18 protein-coding genes are annotated in these 15,436 nt (G+C 40.8%); 3 read left to right on the plus strand and 15 right to left on the minus strand.

The features are described 5' to 3' along the window. Positions 1-6: 6 nt before the first annotated feature. Positions 7-909 carry a cation diffusion facilitator family transporter gene (locus tag AFM12_RS01190; protein ID WP_055143345.1) on the minus strand — a complete coding sequence of 301 codons (903 nt, stop codon included), beginning with the start codon at positions 907-909 and terminating at the stop codon, positions 7-9. A 139-nt stretch (positions 910-1,048) separates the two neighbouring features. Between AFM12_RS01190 and AFM12_RS01195 the strand changes: the two genes are divergently transcribed. Then, a complete protein-coding gene (locus AFM12_RS01195) occupies positions 1,049-1,309 on the plus strand; it encodes a DUF202 domain-containing protein (protein ID WP_055143347.1) in 261 nt (86 codons plus the stop codon). Then, positions 1,306-2,256: a YheT family hydrolase gene (locus AFM12_RS01200; RefSeq protein WP_055143349.1), complete on the plus strand. Its 951-nt coding sequence runs from the start codon at positions 1,306-1,308 to the stop codon at positions 2,254-2,256. The genes AFM12_RS01195 and AFM12_RS01200 overlap by 4 nt, the downstream gene beginning before the upstream one ends. Positions 2,257-2,323: 67 nt before the next feature. Here AFM12_RS01200 and AFM12_RS01205 read toward each other — a convergent pair whose 3' ends face one another. From AFM12_RS01205 to nusB, 13 genes are all read right to left on the minus strand, one after another. Continuing rightward, the gene (locus AFM12_RS01205) at positions 2,324-4,792 is read right to left on the minus strand and encodes an outer membrane beta-barrel protein (RefSeq protein WP_131458152.1); all 2,469 of its coding nucleotides are present in this window, start codon (positions 4,790-4,792) and stop codon (positions 2,324-2,326) included. A 205-nt stretch (positions 4,793-4,997) separates the two neighbouring features. Continuing rightward, positions 4,998-5,465 (minus strand): nuclear transport factor 2 family protein, encoded by a 468-nt coding sequence (locus tag AFM12_RS01210; RefSeq protein ID WP_055143353.1) that lies wholly within the window; start codon positions 5,463-5,465, stop codon positions 4,998-5,000. Then, positions 5,462-5,914 (minus strand): hypothetical protein, encoded by a 453-nt coding sequence (locus AFM12_RS01215; RefSeq protein WP_055143354.1) that lies wholly within the window; start codon positions 5,912-5,914, stop codon positions 5,462-5,464. Before AFM12_RS01215 ends, AFM12_RS01210 begins: the two co-directional genes overlap by 4 nt. Next, a complete protein-coding gene (locus tag AFM12_RS01220; RefSeq protein WP_055143356.1) occupies positions 5,907-6,827 on the minus strand; it encodes a S66 peptidase family protein in 921 nt (306 codons plus the stop codon). Before AFM12_RS01220 ends, AFM12_RS01215 begins: the two co-directional genes overlap by 8 nt. A 1-nt stretch (position 6,828) precedes the next feature. Beyond that, on the minus strand, positions 6,829-7,539 hold the full coding sequence (locus AFM12_RS01225; RefSeq protein ID WP_055143358.1) for a DUF3307 domain-containing protein: 711 nt from the start codon (positions 7,537-7,539) through the stop codon (positions 6,829-6,831). Continuing rightward, the gene (locus AFM12_RS01230; protein ID WP_055143360.1) at positions 7,536-8,219 is read right to left on the minus strand and encodes a hypothetical protein; all 684 of its coding nucleotides are present in this window, start codon (positions 8,217-8,219) and stop codon (positions 7,536-7,538) included. The genes AFM12_RS01225 and AFM12_RS01230 overlap by 4 nt, the downstream gene beginning before the upstream one ends. A 109-nt stretch (positions 8,220-8,328) precedes the next feature. Beyond that, a complete protein-coding gene (locus tag AFM12_RS01235) occupies positions 8,329-9,282 on the minus strand; it encodes an ion channel (RefSeq protein WP_055143362.1) in 954 nt (317 codons plus the stop codon). Between the two features lie 27 nt (positions 9,283-9,309). After that, a complete protein-coding gene (locus AFM12_RS01240; protein ID WP_055143366.1) occupies positions 9,310-9,843 on the minus strand; it encodes a dihydrofolate reductase family protein in 534 nt (177 codons plus the stop codon). Between the two features lie 4 nt (positions 9,844-9,847). Further along, the gene (locus AFM12_RS01245; RefSeq protein ID WP_055143368.1) at positions 9,848-10,165 is read right to left on the minus strand and encodes a DciA family protein; all 318 of its coding nucleotides are present in this window, start codon (positions 10,163-10,165) and stop codon (positions 9,848-9,850) included. Positions 10,166-10,246: 81 nt separating this feature from the next. Continuing rightward, complete coding sequence (gene yajC, locus AFM12_RS01250; RefSeq protein ID WP_055143370.1) at positions 10,247-10,528, minus strand: preprotein translocase subunit YajC; 282 nt, start codon at positions 10,526-10,528, stop codon at positions 10,247-10,249. 29 nt (positions 10,529-10,557) lie between these two features. Further along, the gene (locus AFM12_RS01255; RefSeq protein ID WP_055143372.1) at positions 10,558-10,983 is read right to left on the minus strand and encodes a DUF1573 domain-containing protein; all 426 of its coding nucleotides are present in this window, start codon (positions 10,981-10,983) and stop codon (positions 10,558-10,560) included. Then, complete coding sequence (locus AFM12_RS01260; protein ID WP_055143374.1) at positions 10,984-11,313, minus strand: YtxH domain-containing protein; 330 nt, start codon at positions 11,311-11,313, stop codon at positions 10,984-10,986. It lies immediately after the preceding gene. A 60-nt stretch (positions 11,314-11,373) separates the two neighbouring features. Next, complete coding sequence (gene nusB / locus AFM12_RS01265; protein WP_055143376.1) at positions 11,374-12,513, minus strand: transcription antitermination factor NusB; 1,140 nt, start codon at positions 12,511-12,513, stop codon at positions 11,374-11,376. A gap of 123 nt (positions 12,514-12,636) precedes the next feature. Between nusB and AFM12_RS01270 the strand changes: the two genes are divergently transcribed. Beyond that, positions 12,637-14,067, plus strand: coding sequence for a S41 family peptidase (locus AFM12_RS01270; RefSeq protein WP_055143378.1), 1,431 nt, complete (start codon positions 12,637-12,639; stop codon positions 14,065-14,067). Here the strand turns inward: AFM12_RS01270 and AFM12_RS01275 are convergent. Beyond that, positions 14,048-15,421 carry a cytochrome-c peroxidase gene (locus tag AFM12_RS01275; protein WP_055143380.1) on the minus strand — a complete coding sequence of 458 codons (1,374 nt, stop codon included), beginning with the start codon at positions 15,419-15,421 and terminating at the stop codon, positions 14,048-14,050. The two genes, AFM12_RS01270 and AFM12_RS01275, sit on opposite strands and share 20 nt — an antisense overlap. Positions 15,422-15,436 lie beyond the last annotated feature (15 nt).

Raw genomic sequence — 15,436 nt, forward strand, 5'->3', positions numbered from 1 at the left:
TTAAAATCAGCAGCATTCTTCCATTCCACAATCTTCATCAGCGTTTTCGGTTTCGATGGTTACGTGCTCAATTTCAAGATGCTGAAGTTCGTGGCGTATCTCATCTTTGATTTTGACAGTCTCAAAACCCTCTTCTAAAACGGCATGGAGGCTCATGATATTTTTCTGGCCATCCACCGTCCAAAGGTGAACGTCGTGAATCTCTTTGATACCCTCTAAACCTGTGACCTTTTCTTTGACTTCCTCCATGTTAACTCCTTCCGGGGTCCCCTGAAGAATTACCCTGAATACCCCCTTCAGGTTGCCATAAACATTAAATAAGATAAAAACGGTAATACCTATTGAAAGCAAAGGATCAATGATGGTCCAGCCGGTGAAGTACATGATAATACTTCCTATTAAAACTGCTGCCCAACCAAGCACATCTTCCATAAGATGTAGCATGACGGCCCTCTCATTCAGGCTGTCTCCTTTTTTTAGTTTGAAAACGGCTGCTCCGTTGACCACAATTCCCAATATCGCCAGCCAGAACATTCCCTGAGCATCACTTTCTTCAGGATTCAGGATTCTCGGAATAGCCTCTGTGAGCATATAAACCGAGCCTACAATCAGGATGATGGAATTAATTAAGGCACCAACAAGCGAAAAGCGACCGTATCCATAAGTGTAAACGGAATCACTTCTTTTGCCCGATTTTTTCTGGAAATACCAGGCCAGTCCCAAAGACAGGCTATCGCCCAAATCATGCAGGGCATCGGAAAGAATAGCCACCGAGTTGGTAAAAAAGCCACCAATAACTTCAATGATGGTAAAACTAATGTTCAGCCAAAAGGCGGTTGAAATATTTCCGGTTCCATGATGATGGTGGTGATGAGAATGTCCGTGAGTATGGGAATGATCGTGAGCCATAGTATTATAAAGTGATAGGGCAAAAGTATTGCCCAAACCACTGCAACAGGGCTGCAAGGAAGGAATATTCAATTATCCCGCTTTTAACGAAGCACAATTTTACTTTCTCAATCCTCCGAAAAACCTTTACTTTGAGCCCATGGAAGAGAAAAAAGACCTCATTCTTCGGGATTGGCTGGCCATAGAAAGAACTAAGCTGGCCAATGAACGTACTTTTCTGGCTTATTTCAGAACAGCTTTTGTCTTTCTGGCTACAGGAATGACTTTCCTAAAGCTTGATTATTTTGAGGACTTCAGATGGCTTGGAGTAATTTTTCTTGCTCTTTTCCCGGTCATGTTGATTCTTGGCATTATCAGGTTATTCAAAGTCAAAAGGAATATTGATCGCTATTATCAATGAGTCAGTTTCAGCCGCCTTTTTACCAGTTTAACGGTCACATTCAAACCATTTACCCAAGCCTTTTCCGGAAAGTGCCTGTTCCTTATGAAAGGGAAAGAATTGAGTTACCCGATGGAGATTTTCTTGATCTTGACTGGCTCAAAACCGGTAGTAAAAAGCTGGTCATAGTAACCCACGGTCTTGAAGGTGATTCCACAAGACATTATGTGACCGGGCTTCTCAAATTATTCTCAGAACATGGTTTCGACGGCCTTGGCTGGAACTCCCGAAGCTGTAGCGGCGAGCTTAACCGACTTCCTCGTTTTTATCATCATGGCGATGCGGAGGACTTACGATATGTTCTTGAATATGCAATTGCCGAAGGCGGTTATGAGGAAGTTTTTCTGGCTGGTTACAGTATGGGCGGTAGCCTGACTTTGAGACTTCTGGGTGAATTTCCGGAGAAACTACCAAAGGAAGTTTCAGGGGCTATGGTAGCTTCAGTACCCTTGGATATTTATTCTTCGGTGTTGGAATTGCAAAAGCCAGGGAAGACCTTCTATATGAACCGCTTTATTAAAAAACTGGCGGTTAAAATTGAGGCAAAATCAAAATTATTCCCTGATCATCCGCATCTCAAATTTGAGGGTTATTTTGACCGCATTAAAAACTTTGAAGATTTCGACGGGACTTATACCGCTCCATTGCACGGTTATAAAAGTGCACACGATTTTTACGCCAGAGCCTCTACCAAACCTTTATTGAAAAACATCCGGGTTCCTGTTAAAATTGTACAGGCTTTAAATGATCCTTTTCTAGGTCAGGAGTGTCTTGCTTTGCCTGATGATTCTCCTTTAAATGTAGAATTACTCATGCCTAAAAAAGGTGGTCACGTTGGATTTATGATATCAGGAGAGCCTTTTTCTTTTACAGAACAGCTGGCTCTTGATTTTGCACTGAAGGCATAAAAAAACACCCCTGATCTCAGCAGGAGTGTCTTTCCAATAAACCTCTTAATAAACTGTATGCGAAATCTTAGTTGTTGTTGCCACCGGCTCTTTGCTTCAGATCGTCTGTAGCAGTACTTCTTCTTCGGCTGGCTTTAACGTTTTGGTTTCCAAAATTATAGGTGAAGGTCAGCGTTGCTCTGCGACTGGTCCATCTGTTGGTTACCTTCAAGTCAACATTTTGATAATCAATATCTCCGGCGAAAAACGAGGTAAGGAAAAGATCGTTCACGTTCAGTTTCAACTTTCCTTTCTTCTCCCAGAATGACTTCTGAGCTCCCACATTTACCGCATATTGCGGCTTGGTGGTTCTGATAATTCCTAAAGCCTGAGGTGAGTTAAACCACATATTTGCTTCGGCCGACCAGCCTTTTTTCAAGCTGAATGTACTACCTGTGTAGAAGTTATAAGCTGCCTGACCTACGTCAAGTACTCCACCACTTACATTGCTATCTCTGAATCTTGCGTAATATACGCTGATGTTATTGTGCATGTTCCACCACTTAGTCACAGGAACAGGGAAAGATAAATTAGCTGAATAATTCTCAACTTTTTCCAGGTTTTTCTCTGTCTGGTAGGTAATTCTGGTTTGGTCATCCTGCTCAATAATGTCAAACATATTGTCTTTCGTATGAGCATAGCCGAGTGAAAGATTGATGGCATTTTTGAACGTATAAGTCAACTCCAGATTATCGGTAAACTGTGGGTTTAGGTATTCGTTTCCACGCTGGAAAGTGTAAGGGTCCAGGAAGAAAAGGAACGGGTTTAGTTGTTGATAATTAGGGCGACCAATTCTACGGCTATAAGAGTAACGGAGTGAGTTGTTATCATTAATCTTCTGATTCAAAAACATCGTAGGGAAAAGACTCAGGTATTGTCTTGGCACCACCTGATCAAGGGTAATTGAATTCCCTTCAGAAGTGGTGTGTTCTGCTCTCAATCCTGTTTGCAATCCAATTTTATCCCATTGCTTTCCAATATTGAAATAGGCCGCGTTCACAAACTCAGTGTACACAAAGTGGTTGGTTTTGCCATCGTCAACAAGCCAACGGCCGTCTTCCTGTACCTCAAAAAGGAAATTGTTATCCGTTTTTACATAGCTTGTTTTGGCTCCAAACTCAATTTTAACCTTGCTTTCGGTCGGGATTACGAAATCTACTTTAGCGGCATAAATGTCAATATCCGATGGAGTGGTGTTTTGTTGAATCAGATTATTAGTCAATTGACCTTCGGCATCATAGAAGGCTGTGTTAAAGGCCTGGAAACCATAGTTTCTGAAACCACTATAGTCGGCATCAAAAGTTACTTCTTTGCCCTTATCGTTGAAGTTATGTTTGATATTGAAGTTTCCGGTTACATTCCAATTGTCCATGTCTCGATTTGAGTATGGCTCTAAAGAACTTCTAACCTGATTTCCTTCACTAATTTCCAAGATTTCAGTAAGACCGGTGTTGACCATACTCCCGTTCCAGTTATTGGCGTCCAGCATAATACCGAAGGTGGTTTTGTCGCTGGCGAAATAGTCCATACCTAGTTTTCCGGAGGTATAAAACCCTTTTCCAAAACGTTTTGAAGACTGATCAAATTCACTTCTCAGGCCTTCGAAATTGGTGCTTCTGATCAGCGTATTGTCATTATACCAAGTATTTCTACCCACATTCAGGTTGCCGAAAACGTTAACCTTTTCATTTCTGTGGTTCAGGCTCAGGTTTGAGCTGGCACGGTAAAGGTCATCTGTACTGTTCGGAATATACGCATCACCTACCGATACAGAGAAGGTTCCGTTGGTACCAAAGGCTTTATTTTTCTTCAATTTAATGTTGATGATTCCTGAATTACCTGAGGCATCGTACTTTGAAGAAGGGTTAGTAATTATTTCAATCGATGAAATCTGATCACTGGTCATATTGCTCAGCATTTGCATCAGAGCTTCATTTGAGAGATAGCTTAAACGGCCATCAATCATAATTTGGACGCCATTTTTGTTTTTCAGTTTCAAAGCGTCGTTTTGGCGATCAATAGTCACGCCCGGAGCTTTCTCTAAAACTTCCAATGCCGTATTTCCGCTGGATACAATGCTATTTTCAACATTGACCACTGTGCGGTCTACTTGCTGCTCTATGAATGGTTTCTTGGCCGTAACCGTTACTTCAGCCAGCTCATTGGTATTGAGTTGTAGTTTCAAAGGTTGAAACTGAAAGTCAGGTTGAGCATCGCTCAATTGAAATTTTGGCGAGTTGAAATCCTGATAACCCACCATGCTGATTTTTACAAAATAAGAGCCCATTTTCAGGTCTTCTAAAGCAAATGCTCCATCCATATCAGAGGCCGTGGCTTTAACCAGGCTTGAATCTGATGTGCTAAGCAAGAGGATGTTGCTGAAAGGCATGGCTACTGAGCTTTCGTCGAGCACTGTACCTTTTACGGTTCCGGTTTGTTGTGCTTTGGCCATAGCCGACAGCATAACAGTAAATGTTAAGAGTAATAGCTTTTTCATTTTTGTTTTTGTAAGTAATAGTTTTTGCTTTTGACAGTTCAAAGGTAGAGGTATTATGCATTGCAAGGTAATTGATAATACACAAGTGGTTTGAATGTCATGTTGAGTGGTTTATGAGAGTAGATGGGTAGTTGAGAAGAAACGTTGCAGCCGGGATTAAAATTAAATGTTAAAAAACGTAAAAGCCCCTGAACGGGGCCTTTGATTACGATTTTAAACTCTTCTGCTGGAAATTCCGCAGAAGCCTGTGGGTGTTTTTTCGAAGTTTTTCTTTGAAAAAAGCGGTTCCGCCGAATACTAATCCCGTGAAACCCATGGCCTGTTTTGCCCAGACTTTCAGATTAAAGCTGTCTTCGTGGTTGATAATCAACCCATTTCTGATTCTGAATTTGGCCAGAACCTTATTATGGACTTGTCGGCCTGTTCGACTAAAGGTGTATTTGGCTTCCCATTGAACAATACCTTTGTGTTCATCTTCCTGAATAATCTCATAAGTTACTTGTAGGTCTTTACCATTTTTGCACAGCATTCTCCACATATCTGCGGCATCTTTGCCGTGCAAAACACCAAATGCCGGATCCTCAAAGCGGATATCGGGATGATAATTGTCCACCATCTCTTCAGCATCTTTCTCTATGAACGCATCATAGAATTTTTGGAGCACGCTACTCATGAATTCATTAATTCGTTGGTTTCTGAAGGGCTTAGCTTTAATTGGGTAGCCAGCTTCTCTTTGGTCGGAATACCGATGATCATGACAATAACCAGAGCTAATGCGATAAACAAAAACTGGATTTCACCAGTCAAAAGAGCTGCGGCAACGGCCAGTAAACCGGGAGCCTCAAGCAAAGCCAGTTTGACAATTGAAAGGCTCTGAAACTTTTCCATTTTATTTTTAAAGCCCTTCTCTTGTTGTGCTTTCCGGAGAAGCTTGTTGCCAATCATATAAGAAGCTCCAATACCCAGAACGATGGCAACGGGCACCATTGTCTTGAAAATTTCCATAGAGCTGGTTCGCTCGGGTGTAATAACCTGATTGCTTAGCAAAAAGAAAACAACGGCCGAAAATAGGAATAGTCCGCCGGCAATGGCTAATGATATGATTCTGAATGTTTTATACATAAGGGGTTTGGGTTTTAAGACTAACCTGATTTTTAGTAACGTTCAATTCCATGACTTCTCCACAACGAACGGCTCTGTTTTCATCTTCATGACCTATGGGGAAATCATAGCAAACAGGGTAAATATATTCAGCGGTGTGTTCCTGAACAATTTCATTTGCAGTTTTTCCGAAAAGTGTGCTGTTTTCTTTAGAATTTGAAAATTGGCCTACAATTAATCCTGAAAGTTTTTCAAGCTTTCCTGCTCGCTTAAGCTGTACCATCATTCGGTCAATATTGTAGTAATACTCTCCAATGTCCTCGATAAACAAGATTTTTCCCTCAAAATCAAGATCTGCTGAAGAACCCACATTATGGGCAAGCAGACAAAGGTTACCACCAATAATTGCCCCCTTGCAGTTCCCTTCTCTGTTGAAGGAGTGGCCTCTTTCAATATAGTCTAATGGCTCTCCGAAAAGAGCATTTTTTAAGGAATCTGTAGAAAGTTGTTCGTTGGTCATTGTAACCATCATGGGGCCATGAATGCTTTGGTAGCCAATAGATTGTATTTTGGCATGAAGAGCTGTAATGTCAGAAAAACCTACCATCCATTTTGGATTTTTTTTGAAAGAAGTCCAGTCGACCTGATCAATAATTCGGGTGGTTCCGTATCCTCCTCTGCCAGCAATTATGGCTTTGATATTCGTATTATCCAGCATTTGCTGGAGGTCCTTCAAACGGACTTCGTCTTCGCCGGCATAATTGAAATGATGATCAAAAATGTGATCTCCAGCCTGTACTTTAAGGCCAAATTCTTCTTCAACAATACTTTTTCCCTGCTCAAAACGCTCTCTATCAAGCTTTGAGGCTACAGAAACTACCCCTATGGTATCACCGGCTTTTAAAAAAGGTGGGGTTTTGAAAACTTCAGTCATATCAGGAAAGAATTTGATAGAATAAATAGAGACCAATGACTACGGCGGAGCCAAAGCTTAACATAGTACCAATCAAAACATATTCTGTTTTAAGGGTATCTGTGTCTTTATATCTTAAAATAGATTTGGCCGCAATCAAAAAACCGATGGCCTCAAAGTGTTGAGTCAAAACAAAAATAAGGACAAGCCAGCGTTCAAGAGTTCCTATAAGTCGGCCACCTTTGGGTAGCTCATCGGTATCAGCGGTAGCTTCTATTTCAAAGATTTTGAAGAGCTCTCTGATGTAAACATTTGTTGGCTTGGCAGCAAAAACAAAACCTAAGGTAAGGGCTAAAATATCAGGGGAAAGTGCCCAAAGAAGCTTATCGGGCCAGAAATATTGATAAATAAGTCCAATTATGGCTATGCATAGCAAATGCAAAAACTGATCAATAAAGAAGGCATGCTTTACAAAATGTTTCCTTTGGGACCAAAGGGGTTTAAAGCCGTCTATCAGATAGTGAAGTAGGCCAATGCCCAGTGCACCAGGTATAAAAGCGAAAGAAGGAAAAAGTAGCCAGGCCAGGGCGGCAGCAATAAGAGCATGCCAGACCAGAAAACCACTTTTAAAGCCTTTTGTATTTTTATCTATCGCCAGTCTGTCATTCTGAAAAATGAAATCAGCAAGAACGTGAGCCAGCAGTTGCGACAGTATAAAATACGTAATGGTCATTGAATCAGGTTTTCAAAGTAAATAACAGCTTTGTCAATGGCATTCCAGCCTGCGGAAGTTGAATGTTGATTTACTACTGACTGGGCGACGCCGAGCTTTTTGGAAATCTCTTTTTCACTCATGCCCAGTAATTTGAAATAAACGACCTGACACTGTTTTCCTGTGGCTTTATTGAGCAAAGCGTCTATCAGGTCAATCACAGGGCTTATCTGATTTTCCCATTTTTCATTTTCTGAGACAAAAAACAGCGAGTTTTTGATGACAATACGATCTTTATTAAATGTTTTCTGATTGGCGATTTCTCTGCCCGATAGGAAAATGGCTTCGCCATCAACTCGTCCGGTTTCTCGGTCAAATTCATCAAGATTACCCACACCAATGGAAATTCGGAGCCCAATTTCTTTCAGGTATTTACTTCTTGTGCTATCCTCCGTGTATTTATCAATATCAATTTCGGTGGCTTTTAAGCCTGTTTTTAGGAGTAGGCCCAGTCGTAGTCCAAGCTCAGGTTTTTCAGAAATACATTCGATATAGTCTCCTTTGATAAGGCGGCAATAGGCCGAAAAGGCTTTTTCTAGGTCAGAAAAAAGATGCCTGACCTGACTTTCTAATTGTTGTCGACCTTCCTGATTCAGGCTGGTGTAGGCTACGATATCCCCGGAAATTGCTGCTGTAAGCATGCTGTTCTTAAATTTCTCTCCACAAATATAGGTTTAAAAACCTATAAACCATATTTATAGCCTTAAAAGACTATAAAATATATTTATAGTATTAAAGAGCTATAAATGGTTAAGTTAGAGAAGAGAGTTCAAACTTACCCACTTTGGAGAGGTCAATGCGGTATTCGCCATTTACGGCTTCCAATAAGGGTACGAATTTAGCTCCCCAAACCAACTCATTATACATATAGGATTTTTGAGAATGAACGGGGTCAGACATCGTGTCGTTTGTTGCCTGAACCGAAATCATAAATTCGCCATCACTGGCCTCCAGGCTTTCCGGAGTTTCATTAAATAGTATACTATCAGTGGTAATGGGATGTACAACAGTCCAGTCTGTGGCCATATACTTTATCTTATTTCTTTCCAGCGGTAGGGTATAATATTTCCGTTTTATTTCGCCCTTAACTTCTTCATTTCGAGTGAAAATAATGTTAACCTCTACATCCATCAGCTGGTTTGTTTTTTCATTGGCCATCCTAAACATAAAGCCGGTGATGTCTAAATAAGGGGCAATTAATGCCCGCTCTGAATACCTTATTCTAGGATTTGGCTTTGAAAATCGACCATATAGAAGGCCTGTCATAATGGCGAAGGTCATTAGTCCAATAAGTGCCTCGAGAGCAGCTACAAAACTTGTCAGATATCCTTCCGGACTGATTTTTCCATAACCAACGGTTGTTAAGGTCTGGCTTGAAAAGAAGAAAGCTTCCCAGAATGCATTCATGCCATGATTGGTAGAAATACCCTCAAGATGCTCCACACCGATGTAATAATAAATAGCAGCAAATAGAAGATTGAGCAAAAAGTAAAACAGTAGGATAAACAAGCCAAACCTTATCCAATGCATATTGATAAGCCTATGATAGATATTGAGCTGAGACTCAAAAGACTGATTCAGTTTTCTGACATTAAAACTGCCATCAGACCGAATAAGACGAGCAGTGGTACTGGTGGCTCTTGTACCAAAACCACTGTCTTCGCGGCTTCTTTCCTGTTCTACATTATTGTTTTTGGATGCCATGAGGTGAAGTTATCAAATATTTCCAGATCATAAAGCCACAAAATGCATCTGAACCATCCCGTTATCATAACTCTTGCAGCTTAATAACCTGAACCAATTTTCAAGCTGGCTGGTATCGAAAATCCGGATACCCTCACCAAGGGTTACGGGTATTATCGTAAGGATTAATTCATCAATCAGCTCTGCTTCAAGTAAAAGGCCATTAATTTGTCCGCCGCCGATTAGCCAAATGTCTTTACCTTCTTCTACTTTAAGTTTTTTGACAAGACTTGCTGGGTTTTCGTTCGTGAAGGTTGTCGATTGATTGCTTAGCAAACCTGTTTTTCTGCTAAACACATAATTCTTTTTACCTTCGTATGGGTTCTCAATTCCCATATCTTCAATAAGTTTATACGTGCTGTACCCCTGAAGTACCGTGTCTATTGACTCATAGAATTGAGCATAGCCATAATCCTGACCTTCCAATGTAAGCCTTTCGTCATGAAGCCAGCCAATATTACCATCTTTTTTGGCGATGTAGCCATCAAGACTTTGGGCAGAATAAAGGATAACCTTACGCATTGGCCTAAAAGAATATGACGTCTTCAACGGGGTAATTTCCCATTTCCTTATTGATAAGTTTGATCAGCTTTGATTTCGCCATTACTAGTTCCTGGCGAAGAGGGGAGGAAGAGATCTTAAGAAAGAGTTTGTTGTCTCTGATGTAGATTTTTTCAGTCCGAGAAGCGATTGTCTTCCCCATAAGCTTTTCCCATGATACAATGAGGTGGGTTTCACTGTACTTGGTTTGTAAATTGAAAGATTCCAGAAAACCATCAATGGCATCTTTCAACGAAACGGCTTTTGTTCTTCTGCTTGTAGGTTTCACAATGGACTCACTCAATGTCTGAAATTACAAAATTAATAGACGTGTAAAAAGAAAACCTGCCCCTTGCGGAGCAGGTTTTTCTTCATGCAGGATTAATTATGCTTTTTTTGCGATAGCAGACTTCTCAAAAGTGAGTTTAGCTCCTCCACCGGCTGCTATGGTTACTGTGGTGTCATCAGTGCTCACTACTTTACCATGAAGGCCACCAGCTGTAACTACTTCGTCTCCGGCTTTAAGCTCAGAGACCATTTTCTGCTGGTCTTTCTGCTTTTTTTGCTGTGGTCTGATCATGAAAAAGTACATGACCGCAAACATCCCGACCATCAGAATCAGGAAACTCATATTGCCGCCACCAGGGGCTGCTTGTAATAATACCATTGTATTAGGGTTTAAAGGTTGTATTAATGTTATTCTGCTTCAGCCGGTTTAACCGTGGCTGTAAAATTAAGGGTAGAAGGTACATCTTGGCCGTTTGTGATCACACCGACAGACTTACGATTTTCTCCTACCTTCCCCTTACTATTAAATTCTATGACTATTTCGTCTTCCTGGCCAACACCCACTGAGCCCATTGGCTTAGAGGCTACCGTACAGCCACAGCTTACATTCACTGAAATAATATCAAGTGGGTCTGTACCTGTATTTTTAAACTTGAAGGCATGGGAAACCACTTCACCTTCAGTGATTTCACCAAAGTCGTGACTCATTTCTTCAAATTCAATTTTTCCATTTTGTAACCCGGCGGCAGACATGGCTCCCTGCGTTTCTGATTCAGAACTATTGCAGCTCATAGCCAATGCTGACAAAAACAGAATGCTTAAAATACGCTTCATTTATGCTTTTGATTTAATTTGAGACATTAGATTTTCAACATCTTCAAGTAATTTTTCAGCCTTTTGACGGGCCTCGTTTACCACTTTTTTACCTTCAGCTTTGGCTTTGCTGTCCACGTTTTCTCCTCCGGCCATTTCTACAGCCACTTCATCGCCTCGCTCTATTAACTCAGCAATAAACTCTTCTAATTGTTCGCGGTATTTCCCAAGTTTCTCGCCCAATTTATCACGTGTAACTTCACCTTTGTCAGGGGCATATAAAATTCCTAAAACTGCTCCGGTTGCTAAACCAGCCAGAAATGAGAAAAAAGAACCTGTTGATCTGCTCATTGTGTTTTTGTTTTATGGCTTAAAATTATCTTAAAATGCCGTATTCGTCAATAAAACCGCCTATTTATTATCCAGCATTCCACGGCCGGATTTTCTTATTTCACCCGACTTTACCAATTCTTTTGAAAGGGCATCCAATACACCATTCATGAAGGTCCCGCTTTTGGGTGTACTGTAGTTTTTAGCAATTTCTATGATCTCATTGATCGTTACTTTGACCGGAATTGAAGGAAACTCCATAAACTCTACCAAAGCCATTCGCATTAAAATTTTGTCTGCATCAGCCACGCGGTCATACTCCCAGTTTTTTAGCTTTGGAAGAATGTACTCATTCAATTCGTCTTCTCGTTGAATACTTTGTTTGAAAAGCTTAGAAAGAAAGTCTTTCCTTTCCTGCCATTCTTCGTTTGCTTTAGCAACTTCCAATCCATACTCTTCATCATAGTTTTGGAAAGTGTGCGAGACCATGGCTCTCAGTGTTTCTTTATCCTCTGAGAAATAAAGGTGATAGCGTTCAAAATAGCCTCCTACAAGGTCATTTTTGAGGAAAATGTTTTTGACAAGATATTTCAATATCCCTATTTCATCCTCCAGGGTATGGTTGATTTTAGAACAATACTCCAGGTAGCGGGCATTGTCTTTCAGTACTTTTCGATAGGCTTCTTTGACAAAGTCTTTTTCGTCTTTCCAGGTGACTTCAGCTTTGAGAGAAAGGATCTCAAACTCTTTATGCTCAGCCAGTTCTTTCAGAAGTTTATTGTCAGATAACCTGCTTTTGCCTTCGTGAGAGGGGTCGTTTTGAGCCATTTCGGCCAAGGCCAAATACAGATTCAGCATTTTGAGGTAAACCACAAAAACCTTGTCGGCTTCTCTGATGGCACGCAGAGACATTTGATCAAAATCCTGCTTATTCTTATTGTTATACAGAATTTTGGCCTCTTTAACGGCTTTTTGGACAGCAGCCGGTGCCTCAAAATCTTCAGTTTGTTCTTCGATAGCCAGTTCTTCGTGAAGTACTTTAATGCTGAGTTCGGTCAAACCTTTCAGTTTGGGTCTGTCCTGCACCTCCATGGAGTTAAGGTCGGGTAAAAATGTCTCTTTTATCAGGTCCTCTGCCAGTAGTAAATTGGCTTTTCTGGATTGCTCGTAGGCGTAAAGAGCCTGCATTGCTCTTATTCTGATGAGTCTTCTATTCAGCATTATCGACAAAGAACTTTATGAATTGAGCCGCAAAGATAATTAAAAGCATCCTGAAATCAGGTTTTAAAAGGAATGGATTCCGTTACTTTGAACGTTTAAGTTCAAAAGATTCTTAAAAAAAGAATGAAGAGACTCTTTCTCATTTTTGTGGTTCTGTTTCCTTTTGCTTCATCGGCTCAGAAAAACCTTAGTGTAGAGCAAGCAAAAGAGGATGTTGCCTTCCTTTACAAACGAATGCTTCAGGTGCATCCTGGTCTTTATGCTTACCAGGATAGTAGCCATTATGCTGAAATCTATCAATCCATCTACAACTCATTTGATAGCGAAGTGGAGTATCTTACTTTTTTTAAGAGAATAGCTCCGCTAATCACTGAAATTCAGGATTTACATACCTCATATCGTCACAGCAAAAAGTGGAGTAAAACGCATCAGCAGGTTTTGCCTTTTGTACTACAAGAGGTTGAGGGTCGTTTTTTGATTCAATACAATGGTTCCTCAGATTCAACGCTGCAAAGAGGCCTGACGCTCAAAGAAATTAACGGCAAGCCTGTTGAAGAAGTTATTGACGAGGTCAAAGGATATCTGGGCACGGATAATAATAACGATCTGGCAAAAGGCTTATATGCCTCGAGGAGTTTATATGCTTATTACGGGAAATTACATCCGTTGAAGGATAGTGTTACCGTTGTTGTGAAAAACGACACATTGAATGAGTTGGAAACTCACAAATTAGCCACCTTAACAAGAAAGGAGCTAATTCCTACGGTTTTACAACGATACCCTGATAAAGCCAGAGTTAATCTTAATTACTCGGTAATCGATAGTACCAGAGCCGTTTCAGAAATAGATATTAGTTCATTTTCGTACAAAGGCGGTCCTTTGGATGTTTTTCAAGGGAAATTCACAAGAAAGCTTCGCCAAAGCTTTAAGAAAGTGGCCAAAGACAGTGTGCAGCATCTTGTGCTTGATTTAAGGCAGAATGGTGGTGGGTATATCCCAAATGTTAAAAAAATACTTAAATATGTTTCCAAAGAGCCTTTTGCAATGATAGATACGATGGCTTTCAGGCAAAGTGCCTATTTCAGGTTGTTTCCGGTGCAAGCAATTCTACCACCGCTAATGGCTCCGATCTACTTCAATAAAACTGAAGACGGTTACCGTTATCATGCCAGCGAGAGGAGGAAGAAGCCAAAAGAAAATAAGTGGCATTATGATGGTCCGCTCTATGTTTACATGGATGCCAACAGCTACTCGGCTACCGTTTTTACTATAGCCCTTTTGAAGGACATGGACCGTGCTACTTTTTTGGGTACTATACCAGCTGGTACAACCTGGGGTAGTTATGCCGGCAGTTTTCACCTTCCAAAACTACCGAACAGTAAAATTCAATTACGAATCCCTTTCTATAAAGTAGTTCATGGCCTGCAAAAAAGGCCCCAAAAATTATTTTTGGAGCCTGATATTAAAGTTGATATTTCAAAAGAGCAATTTCAAAAAGATATAGATCCCTTTGAGGAAGCTCTGCTAAATCTTATTAAAAACCAAGGTCAATAATTGACTGATTGTCATTATTAGGGAAAGCAAGACCAGTAGGCAGTTGTTCAGGCACATAGCGATCCAGATTAGGGTCCCGTAACGCGTGGTCAATAAATTCTGTCAATTGATCAATTTCCACTTCTGAAAGTCCCAAAGGTTTAAATTGACTTGAAAGTTTGTCAACAGGTACATTTGAGTTCTGTGCTACCGCTGCATTTTTATATTGAATGACTTCTTTTACACTTGTAAAAGAAGCACCATGTCCATAAAAAGGAGAATCTTTCAGGTTGTATAGCTGAGGTACTTTGAACTTGTACATATCCTCATCTCTTCCCGTAAAGCCTCCGCGACCTTTATGTTCAGGGTTCGCATCGGTAACATTAATTACCTCGTTATTCCCATAACTACCTGTCGTAAGATCGGTCATTCCTAAGGCATGGAATTCCATATTGGCCAGCGAAGGGCCATTGTGGCAAGTCGAGCATTGTCCTTTCCCAAAAAACAGTTTAGCACCCTCTTTTTCGTTGTCTGTCATGGCTCCATAATTACCTTTTAGCCACATTTGGAAAGGGGCCTGGTTTGAAAGCAATGTTCTTTCATAAGCCGCAATCGCGAGAGCACCATTATTTTTTAATTTCACGGGGTCGTTTAGACTAGCCGGATCAAAAGCCTTTTGATAAAGATCTTTGTAAGTGCTGTAATTGGTCATGAAAATTTTGTCAATGACCAATCTATGAACATCACGACCAGCGATAGCCTGAGTTTCTATACCCTCAAAGCCAAGTCTGTTGGTACCAGTTGGGTGACCATTATCTTTCCAGCTCGCTTCTGTACCAATATTGAGATGGGTACCCCCAAACTGACCGTTCCATAAAACATTGGTCTGGTATGCAATGTTCATGGCAGAAGGAGTTCTGATCGGCTGAACGTCAACATCTTTCATGTCATACTGTTCGCTTACATGTCTTGATTCTCCATTAATACCAAAACCCGAACCGCCTTCTCCCATACCTTGAGGCATGCAAGCCTGAAAACCTGCTTTAGCATGGTGGCAGCTGGCACAAGAATACGTGTTCATACCAGCTTGGTTTTTCGGGTTTTGAGCCAAACCCGTTTCGTGATAAAGCAATTTGCCGAGTTCAACTTTTTCGGTGCTTAGCGGATTCTTTGGATCCTGCGGAATGTTGCTGAAATCATTGCTCTCAGGTAACCTGTAATACTCTTTCCCAATTCCTCCTGAGGATTGAGTAAGCTGTTGTTCCAGTTCCAGGTCAAGGTTGTTAGCCTCAACAATCGGATCAGGTGTACTACATCCGCTGATAAAAGCAATTGAAGAAACGGCTAATAAATTGGTTAAATTCTTGACTTTCATTCGTAAAAAATAATC

Source organism: Jiulongibacter sediminis (assembly GCF_001306455.1).
Classification (GTDB): Bacteria; Bacteroidota; Bacteroidia; order Cytophagales; family Spirosomataceae; genus Jiulongibacter; species Jiulongibacter sediminis.

What these genes read in the sequence shown, in the direction of transcription:
- AFM12_RS01275 (WP_055143380.1), bottom strand. Translation starts at nt 15,421, where the DNA reads ATGAAAGTCAAGAATTTAACCAATTTATTAGCCGTTTCTTCAATTGCT.
- AFM12_RS01190 (WP_055143345.1), bottom strand. Translation starts at nt 909, where the DNA reads ATGGCTCACGATCATTCCCATACTCACGGACATTCTCATCACCACCAT.
- AFM12_RS01240 (WP_055143366.1), bottom strand. Translation starts at nt 9,843, where the DNA reads ATGCGTAAGGTTATCCTTTATTCTGCCCAAAGTCTTGATGGCTACATC.
- AFM12_RS01230 (WP_055143360.1), bottom strand. Translation starts at nt 8,219, where the DNA reads ATGCTTACAGCAGCAATTTCCGGGGATATCGTAGCCTACACCAGCCTG.
- AFM12_RS01195 (WP_055143347.1), top strand. Translation starts at nt 1,049, where the DNA reads ATGGAAGAGAAAAAAGACCTCATTCTTCGGGATTGGCTGGCCATAGAA.
- AFM12_RS01205 (WP_131458152.1), bottom strand. Translation starts at nt 4,792, where the DNA reads ATGAAAAAGCTATTACTCTTAACATTTACTGTTATGCTGTCGGCTATG.
- yajC (WP_055143370.1), bottom strand. Translation starts at nt 10,528, where the DNA reads ATGGTATTATTACAAGCAGCCCCTGGTGGCGGCAATATGAGTTTCCTG.
- AFM12_RS01270 (WP_055143378.1), top strand. Translation starts at nt 12,637, where the DNA reads ATGAAGAGACTCTTTCTCATTTTTGTGGTTCTGTTTCCTTTTGCTTCA.
- AFM12_RS01200 (WP_055143349.1), top strand. Translation starts at nt 1,306, where the DNA reads ATGAGTCAGTTTCAGCCGCCTTTTTACCAGTTTAACGGTCACATTCAA.
- AFM12_RS01210 (WP_055143353.1), bottom strand. Translation starts at nt 5,465, where the DNA reads ATGAGTAGCGTGCTCCAAAAATTCTATGATGCGTTCATAGAGAAAGAT.
- AFM12_RS01215 (WP_055143354.1), bottom strand. Translation starts at nt 5,914, where the DNA reads ATGTATAAAACATTCAGAATCATATCATTAGCCATTGCCGGCGGACTA.
- AFM12_RS01255 (WP_055143372.1), bottom strand. Translation starts at nt 10,983, where the DNA reads ATGAAGCGTATTTTAAGCATTCTGTTTTTGTCAGCATTGGCTATGAGC.
- AFM12_RS01260 (WP_055143374.1), bottom strand. Translation starts at nt 11,313, where the DNA reads ATGAGCAGATCAACAGGTTCTTTTTTCTCATTTCTGGCTGGTTTAGCA.
- AFM12_RS01235 (WP_055143362.1), bottom strand. Translation starts at nt 9,282, where the DNA reads ATGGCATCCAAAAACAATAATGTAGAACAGGAAAGAAGCCGCGAAGAC.
- nusB (WP_055143376.1), bottom strand. Translation starts at nt 12,513, where the DNA reads ATGCTGAATAGAAGACTCATCAGAATAAGAGCAATGCAGGCTCTTTAC.
- AFM12_RS01220 (WP_055143356.1), bottom strand. Translation starts at nt 6,827, where the DNA reads ATGACTGAAGTTTTCAAAACCCCACCTTTTTTAAAAGCCGGTGATACC.
- AFM12_RS01225 (WP_055143358.1), bottom strand. Translation starts at nt 7,539, where the DNA reads ATGACCATTACGTATTTTATACTGTCGCAACTGCTGGCTCACGTTCTT.